At 61.6% G+C, this 11206-nt stretch carries 11 protein-coding genes; 4 read left to right on the forward strand and 7 right to left on the reverse strand.

The annotated features are described in order from the left end of the window. Nucleotides 1-232 (reverse strand): adenylyltransferase/cytidyltransferase family protein (locus Q0331_RS09625; protein ID WP_298076146.1); only part of this gene is annotated, 232 nt, incomplete at its 3' end. A gap of 44 nt (nucleotides 233-276) precedes the next feature. On the opposite strand from Q0331_RS09625, the gene Q0331_RS09630 reads away from it, so the two are divergent. Beyond that, nucleotides 277-1119 (forward strand): YwiC-like family protein, encoded by an 843-nt coding sequence (locus Q0331_RS09630; protein ID WP_298076136.1) that lies wholly within the window; start codon nucleotides 277-279, stop codon nucleotides 1117-1119. 58 nt (nucleotides 1120-1177) lie between these two features. Here Q0331_RS09630 and Q0331_RS09635 read toward each other — a convergent pair whose 3' ends face one another. The 3 genes from Q0331_RS09635 to obgE are packed head-to-tail and all read right to left on the reverse strand — an operon-like array spanning nucleotide 1178 to nucleotide 5411. Beyond that, complete coding sequence (locus Q0331_RS09635) at nucleotides 1178-2482, reverse strand: glutamate-5-semialdehyde dehydrogenase (RefSeq protein ID WP_298076137.1); 1305 nt, start codon at nucleotides 2480-2482, stop codon at nucleotides 1178-1180. A gap of 19 nt (nucleotides 2483-2501) precedes the next feature. Beyond that, a complete protein-coding gene (gene proB / locus Q0331_RS09640; RefSeq protein WP_298076139.1) occupies nucleotides 2502-3845 on the reverse strand; it encodes a glutamate 5-kinase in 1344 nt (447 codons plus the stop codon). 54 nt (nucleotides 3846-3899) lie between these two features. After that, the gene (gene obgE, locus Q0331_RS09645) at nucleotides 3900-5411 is read right to left on the reverse strand and encodes a GTPase ObgE (RefSeq protein WP_298076141.1); all 1512 of its coding nucleotides are present in this window, start codon (nucleotides 5409-5411) and stop codon (nucleotides 3900-3902) included. 250 nt (nucleotides 5412-5661) lie between these two features. Here obgE and Q0331_RS09650 point away from each other — a divergent pair, with 250 nt between their 5' ends. From Q0331_RS09650 to Q0331_RS09660, 3 genes are all read left to right on the forward strand, one after another. Continuing rightward, complete coding sequence (locus tag Q0331_RS09650) at nucleotides 5662-6849, forward strand: ABC transporter substrate-binding protein (RefSeq protein WP_298076142.1); 1188 nt, start codon at nucleotides 5662-5664, stop codon at nucleotides 6847-6849. 177 nt (nucleotides 6850-7026) lie between these two features. Beyond that, the gene (locus Q0331_RS09655; protein WP_298076147.1) at nucleotides 7027-8013 is read left to right on the forward strand and encodes an iron ABC transporter permease; all 987 of its coding nucleotides are present in this window, start codon (nucleotides 7027-7029) and stop codon (nucleotides 8011-8013) included. A gap of 2 nt (nucleotides 8014-8015) precedes the next feature. After that, complete coding sequence (locus tag Q0331_RS09660) at nucleotides 8016-8798, forward strand: ABC transporter ATP-binding protein (RefSeq protein WP_298076143.1); 783 nt, start codon at nucleotides 8016-8018, stop codon at nucleotides 8796-8798. 135 nt (nucleotides 8799-8933) lie between these two features. On the opposite strand, the gene rpmA is transcribed toward Q0331_RS09660, so the two are convergent. From rpmA to Q0331_RS09675, 3 genes are all read right to left on the reverse strand, one after another. After that, complete coding sequence (gene rpmA / locus Q0331_RS09665; RefSeq protein ID WP_035005351.1) at nucleotides 8934-9200, reverse strand: 50S ribosomal protein L27; 267 nt, start codon at nucleotides 9198-9200, stop codon at nucleotides 8934-8936. 46 nt (nucleotides 9201-9246) lie between these two features. Continuing rightward, nucleotides 9247-9549: a 50S ribosomal protein L21 gene (rplU, locus tag Q0331_RS09670; protein ID WP_034985382.1), complete on the reverse strand. Its 303-nt coding sequence runs from the start codon at nucleotides 9547-9549 to the stop codon at nucleotides 9247-9249. 276 nt (nucleotides 9550-9825) lie between these two features. Beyond that, the coding region (locus tag Q0331_RS09675) for a ribonuclease E/G (protein ID WP_298076145.1) at nucleotides 9826-11206 on the reverse strand (1381 nt) is incomplete at its 5' end.

Genomic DNA, 11206 nt, shown 5'->3' on the forward strand with positions numbered 1-11206 from the left:
CGTAGATCACCACATCCAGGTCAAACAGGTCCGCGACCTCACTGCCGGCCACCAGGTGCCCGTTGTGGATGGGGTCGAAGGTGCCGCCCATGATGCCGACCCGGGTGGGCTGTGTGGTGGTCTTCTGCACTGTTGTTTCTGCCTTCTCTTCTTCCGGGCCGCGCTTCCGGCCGCCTGGGGCTTTATGTTTCCTGCCGGAAGATTCTAGTCTGGGTAGGTGCGGGCGTAGGATCGCCCAAATTATAGGTGAAACAATAGGGAGTGTCCGATCTAGCGATGAGTACGAACGCTTGGGTCCCAAACCAGCACGGCGCATGGGCGATGCTCTTCCTGCCGATCGCCACGGGGCTGATCACCGCCGCTGTTATCGCTCCGTCCTACGGCAATCCGGTGCAGTGGTTGGCGCTGACTTTCATGCCGCTGGCCTGGATCTTTGGCTACTTCACCTTCTTCGCTTTCGGCCTGTGGTTCAAGACCCGTGCCCCTGCCCGCCGCCGTGCGTATCTCTGGCCTACTTTGACGTACGGTGCTCTCACCGCCATATTCTCCGCGATTGTGTTGTATCTGCAGCCGCGATTGCTGTGGTGGTGCGTGCCGTTTGTGCCACTGATCGCGGTGGCCCTGATGGAGGTCTTCAGGAGGCGCCCCCGCAGCCTCATCTCCGGTATCTCCACCACAGTGGCCAGCGCCCTCATGTACATCGTCGCGGTTTCGGCCAGTGGTTTTTCCATCCTGCCGTGGTTCTTCAGCGAGGCCCCTGTTGCCATTTGGGTGACCACGCTGGTCATCGGCTTGTACTTCACGGGCACGATTTTCTATGTGAAGACCATCATCCGCGAGCGGGATAATGCACCCTTCGAGCGGGTTTCGCTGCGCTACCACCGCATCGCCTTGTTGATCACGCTCATCACCTCCATCGCGGCCGTGATCGACGGTGGTTACACCGCCAGCGGCCCACTGATGATCCTGGTGATGGCCGCCGCTGCCTTGCGCGCCAAGCTGATCCCACCGATCGCCAAGGCAAACCCACGCGAGTGGACGCCTAAGAACGTCGGCATGTGGGAAATACCGATGTGTCTGGTCCTGGCGCTCGGCGCGAGCCTTACGCTCGTGGTGTAGCTGCTCTATGTTTATGACGCCCACTCCTCAATCGGCAAAGTGAGCGCCAGCGCCGCACTTAGGGGCGAACCTGGCCTTCGCCGTTGATAACCCACTTGGTGCTCGTCAGCTCCGGCAATCCCATCGGGCCGCGGGCGTGCAGCTTCTGGGTGGAGATGCCAATCTCCGCGCCGAAGCCGAACATCTCTCCGTCCGTCCAGGCGGTGGAGGTGTTGATGGAGACAGCGGCTGCGTCGACGTACTGCTCGAAGTAGCTGGTGGTCTTGTAGTCGCGGGCGGCAATACCCTCGGTGTGGCTGGTGCCGTAACGGTTGATGTGGGTCACGGCTTCCTCCACGCCGTCGACGATGGCCACTGCAATGTCAAAGCTCAGGTATTCGTCGGTCCAGTCGGTTTCCTCCGCCTGGACTACGTCGTTGATCAGCGGATCCAGCTGCTTCTTCTCACCGTGCAGGGTCACGCCGGCCTTCTGCAGCTCCTCCAGGACGTAAATCTTGTCCGGGTCCGGCAGAGCGGAATCCAGCAGTACAACCTCGGTGGCATTGCAGACGGAGCAGCGGCGGGTCTTGCCGTTGATTACCAGCTTGGTGGCTTCTTCGATGTCCGCAGAGGAGTCGATGTAGAAGTGGCAGTTGCCCGTCCCGGTCTCGATGGTGGGCACGGTGGCTCCCAGCACCACGGCGTTGATCAGTCCCGCGCCACCGCGCGGGATAACCAGGTCTACTAGGCCACGGGCGGTAATCAGGTCCTGCACCGAGTCGTGGGTATCGCACGGCAGCAGCTGCACCAGCTCACGCGGCAGGTTGTGGTTTTCGGCAACATCTTGCAGGATCTGCACCAACTTCTCGTTGGTGTGGCGGGCAGACTTGGAGCCGCGCAGCAGCGGCACGTTGCCGGACTTAATGGCCAGTCCGAAAGCGTCGACGGTGACGTTGGGGCGAGCCTCGTAAACCATGCCCATCACGCCTAGGGGCACGCGCACCTGCTTCATACGCAGGCCGTTGGGGCGGGTGTGTCCGCGGACGATTTCGCCAACGGGGTCGGAAAGGCCGATAACCTGGCGCAGACCGCCGGCGATGCCGGCGATACGCTCGGTGTCCAGGGCAAGGCGGTCCAGCAGGGAGTCAGCGAAGCCGCGCTCCTTGCCTGCTGCAATGTCCTTCTCGTTGGCGGCGATGATCTCCGCCGCATTTGCCTCCAGCGCATCTGCCGCGTCAGCCAGCAGATCGTTTTTCTGCTGGGTGTTCAGCAGCAGCTGGGAACTGACCTCCTTGGCCTTTTTAGCCTTGGCTAGGACCTCGTCGCGTTCTGCCTGGCGTTCCGGGGAAAGAGCGTTCTCTTGAGCTTCGTTGGAGTTTGTCATACCAACCCATGCTAGCGAACTAGCCCCTAAGCTGCGCCCGGTTAGAGTAATGGGACATGTAGTCGGCGTGCACCACGGGCCTACGGGCAAACTCTGGCAGGTCGGAGGTCGACTGGCCAATCAGGTCGTGCAGCATGGCGGAATCGTATGCCACCTCGCCGCGGCCAACGATTTTGCCGTCCGGCCCCACCAGGTCCACCACGTCGCGCTGCGAGAAATCTCCCTCGACCTTAGTGATGCCCACCGATAGCAGAGACTTGTGCCCTTCCGTCACGGCGCGCACCGCGCCGGCATCCAGGTGTAGCTGGCCATAAGAATCTGCGGCGTACAGCACCCAGAACTTCCATGCGCTCAGGCGGTCCTGATCCGGCCAGAAGCAGGTGCCAACCTCCGCAGTATCCAGGGCTGCGCCGATGTTCTCCGTGGAGGTCAGTAGCACCGGCACGCCCGCACGAGAAGCCAGGCGGGCAGCCGATACCTTCGCCGCCATGCCTCCGGTGCCCAGACGGCCACCGTCGCCTGCAGCCACGCCCTTCAGGTCCTTGGAACTCTTGACCTCGGCAATGAACTGGGCACCTGGCTCGGCCGGGTTGCGGTCGTACAGGCCGTCCACGTCGGACAGCAGCACGCAGGCATCCGCGAAGGCCAGGTGGCTTACCAAAGCGGCCAAGCGGTCGTTGTCGCCGAAGCGCATCTCAGAGGTAGCAACCGTATCGTTCTCGTTGACGATCGGCACGGCCTTCAGCTGGCGCAAGCGGTCGATGGTTCGCTGGGCGTTGCGTGCGCGGTCGCGCTCTGCGGCGTCCGAAGCAGTAAGAAGAACCTGACCGATAGTGCGCCCGTAACGGGCGAAACTACGCGCCCACTCCTGGGCCAAAAGCACCTGGCCGACAGACGCGGCAGCCTGCTTGGTAGCCAGGTCGGTGGGGCGCTGGGCGAGCTCCAGTGGGCCCATGCCACAGGCCACAGCACCGGAGGAAACCACGATGAGGTCGGTGTCGCGCGCCATCCGGGCTTCGAGTGCGTCGGCGATCATGTCGATCTGGTTCGGATCCACACGGCCGTCGTCGTCGGTCAGGGAGGAAGATCCGATCTTCACCACTAGACGGCGGGCGTGGGCGATGTCCGCACGCACATCGGAATCGTGCCCCATCGCCGGATCGTCTTCGTCCGCCTCCGGTTCGGGGAACTCGATGGACGTCGCGGGCACCACAGGGCCCGGCTCGTGGACTGGCCTTTGCCCGTAGGTAGGCACGGGCGTGGCTAATTCGGGAGTCATCTCCCCCGGCCCTGCGTAGCTAAACGCGGACTGGGCTGAACTGAACTCTTTTTCGTCTGCAATGTCGGAATCGGAGGATGACATACACACTAGTATGCCAGCCCCGCTCCCGGGGTTGTGCAGATTGGTTCAACGTGGCTACCCCTGCCAGCGCTCGCGCTCTGCGACTTCCCCGTCGCCGAAATCGTTCTCGTCGATCAGGCCACGGCGGGCCTGCGAGGCACGCTTGCGCTCCTCCGGGGTAGCACGAGTGTTCTGCTCCAGGCGAATGTCGGTGCCGCGCCCACTGCGCATGACGTCCACACCGGCGGCGGTCTGCGGATCCCATTCGAAGGTGATTTCCCCGATCGTTACCTCGCTGCCTGCGTCCGCGCCGGCCTTGTAGAGCGCTTCCTCCACGCCGGCTTTCGCCAGACGGTCGGCCAGGTAGCCCACGGCTTCGTCGTTTTCGAAGTCGGTCTGGCGGATCCAGCGTTCGACCTTTTCGCCGCGGACGATGAAGGCATCCTCGGCGGACGGGTCGGCCTCCACCTCGAAGTCGGCGAACCGCCCGCCGGAGCGCTTGCGCAGCCCCTTCGGGGTGATCACCTGCGCGGGCTTCTCCTCCACCGGGTTGGCCTTACGGTGGGCCTTCACAATGTCCAGTAGCGCGTACTTCAGCTCGTCCAAGCCCTTGTGCGCCACGGTGGAGATGCGGAAGATCGGCCAGCCGAACTCCTTGAGTTCCTCCTCCTGCAGGTCGGCCATATCCTCAGCGTCCGGTACGTCCATTTTGTTCAGGATGATCACACGCGGGCGTTCGCGGAGGTCGCCCAGCCCGGAATCGCTCGCCAGTTCCTCCTGGTAGTTGGCTAGCTCCTTCTCCAGGGCCTTGATGTCCGCGACCGGATCGCGGTCTGCCTCCAGCGAGGCGGCGTCCACAACATGGGCCAGAACGGCGGTGCGTTCGATGTGGCGCAGGAAGTCCAACCCCAGGCCTTTGCCTTCGCTGGCGCCGGGGATCAGGCCCGGCACGTCGGCGACGGTGAATACCTCGTGGCCGACGTTGACCACACCCAGGTTCGGCACCAGGGTCGTAAACGGGTAGTCCGCGATCTTCGGCTTCGCGGCCGACAGCACGGAAATCAGCGAGCTCTTACCTGCCGACGGGAAGCCCACCAGGCCAACGTCTGCCATGGACTTGAGTTCGAGGATGACGTCCTTTGCCTCGCCAGGTTCGCCCAGTAGCGCGAAGCCCGGGGCCTTCCTGCTTTTGGACGCCAACGCTGCGTTCCCCAACCCACCGTGTCCGCCCGCGGCGACAATCATCCGTGTGCCCTTGCCTGTCAGGTCAGCGACTGCCTCGCCCTTGGAGTTAAGCACCACGGTGCCCTCCGGCACTTGGAGTACGAGGTCTTCCCCGCGCGCGCCATGTCGGTGATCGCCAGCGCCGTTGTTGCCGCGCTGGGCCTTGATGTGCGGGTGGAAGTGAAAGTCCAGCAGGGTGTGGACCTGCGGGGAAACCTCCAGGATGATGTCTCCACCGTGGCCGCCATTACCGCCATCGGGGCCGCCGAGAGGAACGAACTTTTCGCGGTGGACCGAGGCGCAGCCGTGGCCGCCGTCACCGGCCTGCAAATGCAGCACTACGCGATCAACGAATTGTGGCATGGCTTTCCTTTCACCCCAACTGAATCTTCGAGTTCCGAGTCTATCGGCTATTCGGACATCAGCCTAAAGTGCGCACTCCTTGGGTTTTCACGAGGCGCTGGTCAGGCATAGACGGTCGAAAGAGCACCCCCTTCCTTTCAACCACAATCACTATGAACTATAGTTAGCCTACCCTTGCTCCTGTAAGGCTAGGCTAACCTTTAGATCGGGGTTGGCCTTCTGAACACACCCCTCACACAAAGGAATAACTATGCGTTTTTCTCCGCTACGCAAAGCCTGCGTGGCTGTAGTTGCAGCAACCGCCACCTTGGGCCTCGCAGCCTGTGGCGCAGCCGGCACCAGCAACTCCGAAAGTTCCGATGGCGCCAACGGATCCGGTAACGCCGTTACGATCACCGACGTGACCGGTCGCCAGGTCCACCTTGATTCGCAGCCGAAAAAAGTCCTTCTCGCAGAAGGCCGCGGACTGTTTGCCACCTCGCTGCTGAACAAAGAAAACCCAACGGAAAACGTGGTGGCCATCGGCTCCGATCTGCACAAGGCAGCTCCGTCCTACGAGGCGAAGCTCTCTGCGGTGCATAAGCAGTACAACGACCTGCCGACGGTGGGCAACATCGCCAAGGGTGACGTCAGCGTGGAGGCACTGCTTTCCCACAAGCCGGACATCACCGTCCTCTCCCTGGACCACAAAAAGGCCGCTGAGGAATCCGGTCTACTGAAGAAGATGGATCAGTCCGGCCTGAAATACGTGTTCAGCGATTTTCGGCAGAAGCCGCTGGAGAACACCACGAAGACAATCGCCATGTACGGCCAACTTTTCGGCAAGGAAGATAAGGCGAAAGAATTCAATGACTTCTACGACAGCAAGGTAAAAGACATCACTGACCGTGCCAACGCGGCCGCGAACAAGCCAAAGACTCTGGTATGGCGGGCAGCCGGCATGAAGGACTGTTGTTCCACTGTGAAGGATTCCAACCTTGGTGACCTCGTCAATGCCGCCGGCGGCAAGAACATGGGCGATGAGTTGTTGGATACCGAATCCGGTGACCTCACTGCAGAAAAGATCCTTGCTGAACAGCCCGAGCAAATCATCGCAACCGGCGGTTCCTGGGCCAAGGATCCGGACGAGCCAGAGGTGCTGCCCCATGTCGAGCTCGGTTATCGCGCTCAGCCTGCTACTGCAGAAAAGACCCTCAAGGGGCTTCTTTCGACGCCAGGTTTCACCGCCCTAAAGGCTCCGAAGAAAGGAAACCTGCACGCTGCCTACCACCAGTTCTACGACTCCCCGCTCAACGTGTTCGCCCTAGAGCAATTCGCCCAGTGGCTACACCCGGAGCTGTTCCAGGATGTTGATGTGGAACGCGATTTCGCTGACTTCCACAAGAAGTGGATGCCTTTTGAGTACTCCGGAACGTTCTTCACTTCCGCCAAGAGCTAACCCCGACCGAGAAGAAGTTCGATGTCTCAGCTTGTAACGCCAACCCCCTCCCCTGCCACTAGCACTCCCTACTCAGTCGGTCCCGCCGATCCAGATGACTCAGTCGATGCACGCGCGGCCACTGGTGACGTCATAGCGCAGTATCGCCGTCAATCCCGGCGCAAGATCCTGGCCATTATGGTCCTGACACTTGGCGCCCTAGTGGCCTTCACCGTCGCCACTGTTGTCGGCCCGATTAACCTCAGCTGGGCCGAACTCTGGAATGGACTGTTCAACCCCAACGGTGTGGACGAAACTACCCGCACGGTGTTGTGGAACTTGCGTCTGCCGGCCGCGGTCATGGCGGTTCTCATTGGAGCAGGGCTTTCCCTGTCTGGCGCCCACATGCAGACCATCCTGGACAATCCCCTCGCGGAACCCTTCACTTTGGGTATTTCCGCAGCAGCGGCCTTCGGAGGCGCCGCTTCCATCGTGTTGGGCTGGACGGTGCTGAGCAACCCACAGTTCAATCTCGCTGCTGTGGCGTGGGTTGCGGCCTTGGTTGCGGTGTTCGTTGTAGCAGGCGCCGCAGTTTGGCGGGGAGCCAGTGCAGAATCGATGATTCTGCTGGGAATCGCTCTGGTCTTTCTTTTTCAGGCGATGCTTTCCCTTATGCAATACAGTGCCACCACGGAGGCCTTACAGCAGATTGTCTTCTGGACGATGGGCTCGCTGCAGCGAGCGAACTGGACCTCTAACGCCATCCTCCTGGGAACGTTGGCGGTAGCAATCCCCTTCACGGTTGTGAATTCTTGGAAGCTCACCGCGCTGCGGCTAGGCGACGACCGAGCCGCAGCTTTGGGAATCAACGTCCAACGCCTGCGCGTGACCACGCTGGTTGTTGCATCCCTGCTGGCTGCCAGTGCGGTGGCTTTTGCTGGCGTGATCGGCTTTATTGGTTTGGTAGGCCCGCACGTCGCGCGGATGCTGGTAGGCGAAGATCAACGTTACTTCGCACCGGCCTCCATGGCCGCCGGTGCGCTATTGCTGGCTGCTGCCCATGCGGTTTCCATCACGATTGTTCCAGGTGTCGCAGTCCCCATAGGCATCATTACGTCCCTGGTGGGCGTGCCGTTCTTCCTGATCCTAATCTTCGCCCGCCGACGCACCATCTGGAGGTCTTAAGCATGCTCGCTCTGGAAGATATTCACGTCCACTATGGCAAGCACCCGGTGCTGAAGGGAGTCACCGCTACCGGGTTCACGCCAGGCAGCATCACAGGTCTGCTGGGGCCGAACGCTGCTGGTAAGTCCACCCTGGTGAAGACGATCGCGGGGATACAGGGGGCGTCATCAGGCACCTGCCACATCACCCACAACGGCGAGGCACTAACCGGCAGTGCGCGGCGCGAAGCTATCGGCTATGTGCCGCAAGATCTGCTGTCGAGTGCGTCGCTCACGGCGTTCGAGTCAATCCTTGTGGCTGCGCGGAAATCCTCGTCGGCGCAGGTCAGCGTCAACGGCACTAGCCAAGCAAAAGCCGCACAGAAGCGAGCCGCCGCGGTGATGGGAAGGCTCGGGATCACTCATCTGGCTTCGCGCCACGTCCATCAGCTTTCGGGCGGGCAACGCCAGTTAGTTGCCGTCGGCCAGATGTTGGTACGCGAGCCGGAAGTTCTGCTTCTCGACGAGCCAACCTCGGCGTTGGACCTGCGGCACCAGGTCGAACTGTTGCAACTCATTGGCCGTGAAGTGCGCCGGAACGATTCGGTGGCACTGATTGCGATTCACGATCTGAATCTGGCTGCTCGCTACTGCGACCGGCTGATCGTGCTGCACCAGGGGTGCCTAAAGGCGCAAGGACAGCCAGCGGAGGTACTTACTCCGGATCTGCTTGAGGAAGTCTACGGCCTGCGGGCCAAAGTGCTCGACGATGACGGCACACCCGTCATCTGCCCGGTAGAGGAGTAAGCCCGCCCTCCCTGGTGGCTTTTGGGGGTTTGTGCACCGGGAGGGCATGTCAAAATAAGAAATCCAGCGAACGCATCCGCTGCGTCCACTGGATTTTAGTGGTTTTAAGGCTCGTGCCTAATAGACTCTAAAAGCTTAGGCCTCGACAGCCTCGTCCTCGACGATGTTCACCACGCGACGACGGCGCTTGGTGGCGAACTGGACGGAGCCGGCCTTCAGGGCGAACAGAGTGTCGTCGCCACCGCGGCCTACGTTAACGCCCGGGTGGAAAGAGGTACCACGCTGGCGGATCAGGATCTCGCCGGCCTTGACCTGCTGGCCGCCGAAGCGCTTCACACCGAGACGCTTGGACTCGGAGTCACGGCCGTTGTTGGAGCTAGATGCACCCTTCTTGTGTGCCATTAGTCTCTCCCTCCTTAAGGAAGAAAATCGAAGTGTCTCGGTAGGTTTACTTGATACCGGTGACCTTCAGAACCGTGAGGGTCTGACGGTGGCCGTAGCGGCGCTTGTAACCGGTCTTGTTGCGGTAGTGCATGCCGCGGATCTTCGGTCCGCGAACGTGCTCCACGATCTCAGCGTTGACATTTACAGATGCCAGCTTGTCACCGGTGGTGACGTTTGCGCCATCGACGACGAGAACCGGGGTGAGAGCCACGGACGAACCCGGCTCACCCTCGATCTTCTCGACCTTGACGAGGTCACCTTCGGCAACCTTGTACTGCTTTCCGCCGGTCTTGACGATCGCGTACATGTAGGGCTACCCCTTTATTTCTCTAATCGGCTCAGGCAGCCCCCTGCGGGAAGGAAGCATCCTGACTGTTACTTTTGCTTAGCTGCGTTCGTTCCCCAAAAGTGCCCGGGGCACTCTTGTGCACACTGTGCGAACGCACCTTGCTGGAAGCTAGTGCACTCGCGCAATCCCCGGCGACGCGCGCGTTAAGGCTGGTCACCGGCGGAACGAACAGCGACTGGTTAAGACTACCCGGTCAGGGGGCTAAAAACCAAATCCCTTTGCTTTCGCTCGGAACTAGTTCGTCTTGCGCACCACTCGCCGACGACGGCCACGCGAACGGGTGTTCTTGGTCTTGTTCTCGGCGCTTTTTTCGGCGCCGTTCTCGGCGCTCTTCTCAGCATTATTGTTTGTGACGCCGAAGTCCTCCGGTCGCGGGGCAAAATCCGACTTGGAGTTGCCCCGTGTCTGCCGCTTCCGGCGTGGAGATTCCTCGAACTCGCGCTTGGCTTCCTCGTAGCTGGATCGGTTGGCGGCGGAAGAGTTGGCGCCCCGACCAGAAGCAGAACGAGCAGTGTGCGCCGAACGCACTACACGGCGGCGACGGCGAGACCTAGTGTTCGCGGTCTTATTCTGCTCCGGGCGCTCGGCGTTGTTGGCTGCCGAAGGCTCGTCCGGATCCTCCTGGGCGGAGCGCTTGCGGGCGTTGGCGACGATGCTGTCGATGTCACTGTTAGACGCCTTGGAGTTGCGACCCTGTCGCTCTCGCTCCGCGGCCTGGGTGGCGTGCGGGTTGCCGCGGCGAACTACGCGGCGCACCCGACGACGAGTTCCCTGCTGAGGCTTGTCATTCTGGGGTCCGCCCTGCTGGGACTCACTTTGCTGGGACTGCTGCTGGGGCTGCTTGTCCTCGCGCTGACTCCGCTCCGGATCCTTGCCCTGGTTACGGCCCTTGGACTGATTCTGGTTCCTGCCCTGGTTCTTAGCCTGCTGGCGCTCCTTGCGGTGCCCGTGGTCGCGTCGCGGCTCCGGGTCCTTCTGCTCCACCGGGTCCGGGTGCATGATGAATCCACGGCCATCGCAGGCCTCACACGGGGTGGAGAACGTCTCCAGCAGGCCGGTGCCGAGGCGCTTGCGGGTCAGCTGCACCAGGCCCAGCGAGGTCACTTCGCCCAGCTTGTGGCGCGTACGATCGCGACCCAGGAACTCCGACAGGCGGCGCAACACCAGATCCTGGTTCTGCTGCAGCAGCATGTCGATGAAGTCCACGACGATCATGCCGCCGATGTCGCGCAGGCGCAGCTGGCGGACGATCTCCTCGGCTGCCTCCAGGTTGTTTTCCGTGACCGTGGCCTCGAGGTTGCCACCACTGCCCACGAAGGAGCCGGTGTTTACGTCGATGACCGTCATGGCCTCGGTGTGGTCGATGATCAGGTAACCGCCCGACGGCAGCCACACCTTGCGGGCCATGGCCTTTTCCAGCTGCTGGTCCAGGTCCAGCGGAGCAAACGCATCCTGGCCATTGTGCTTGCCACGGTTCCACTTGTTCACGCGATCCATTAGCTCAGGGGAGGTCCGCCCCAGGTAGTCGCGGACTGCCTGCCAGGACTTATCGCCGTCAATGATGAGCTCGGAGAAGTCCGCGTTGAAAACGTCGCGCACAACCTGGATCAGCATG

It is taken from the genome of uncultured Corynebacterium sp. (assembly GCF_937999985.1).
In the GTDB taxonomy this organism is placed as follows: Bacteria; Actinomycetota; Actinomycetes; order Mycobacteriales; family Mycobacteriaceae; genus Corynebacterium.

Coding starts and splice junctions, on each gene's coding strand:
- rpmA (WP_035005351.1), bottom strand. CDS start 9,200: ATGGCACACAAGAAGGGTGCATCTAGCTCCAACAACGGCCGTGACTCC.
- Q0331_RS09630 (WP_298076136.1), top strand. CDS start 277: ATGAGTACGAACGCTTGGGTCCCAAACCAGCACGGCGCATGGGCGATG.
- Q0331_RS09635 (WP_298076137.1), bottom strand. CDS start 2,482: ATGACAAACTCCAACGAAGCTCAAGAGAACGCTCTTTCCCCGGAACGC.
- rplU (WP_034985382.1), bottom strand. CDS start 9,549: ATGTACGCGATCGTCAAGACCGGCGGAAAGCAGTACAAGGTTGCCGAA.
- proB (WP_298076139.1), bottom strand. CDS start 3,845: ATGTCATCCTCCGATTCCGACATTGCAGACGAAAAAGAGTTCAGTTCA.
- Q0331_RS09660 (WP_298076143.1), top strand. CDS start 8,016: ATGCTCGCTCTGGAAGATATTCACGTCCACTATGGCAAGCACCCGGTG.
- Q0331_RS09650 (WP_298076142.1), top strand. CDS start 5,662: ATGCGTTTTTCTCCGCTACGCAAAGCCTGCGTGGCTGTAGTTGCAGCA.
- Q0331_RS09655 (WP_298076147.1), top strand. CDS start 7,027: ATGGTCCTGACACTTGGCGCCCTAGTGGCCTTCACCGTCGCCACTGTT.
- obgE (WP_298076141.1), bottom strand. CDS start 5,411: ATGCCACAATTCGTTGATCGCGTAGTGCTGCATTTGCAGGCCGGTGAC.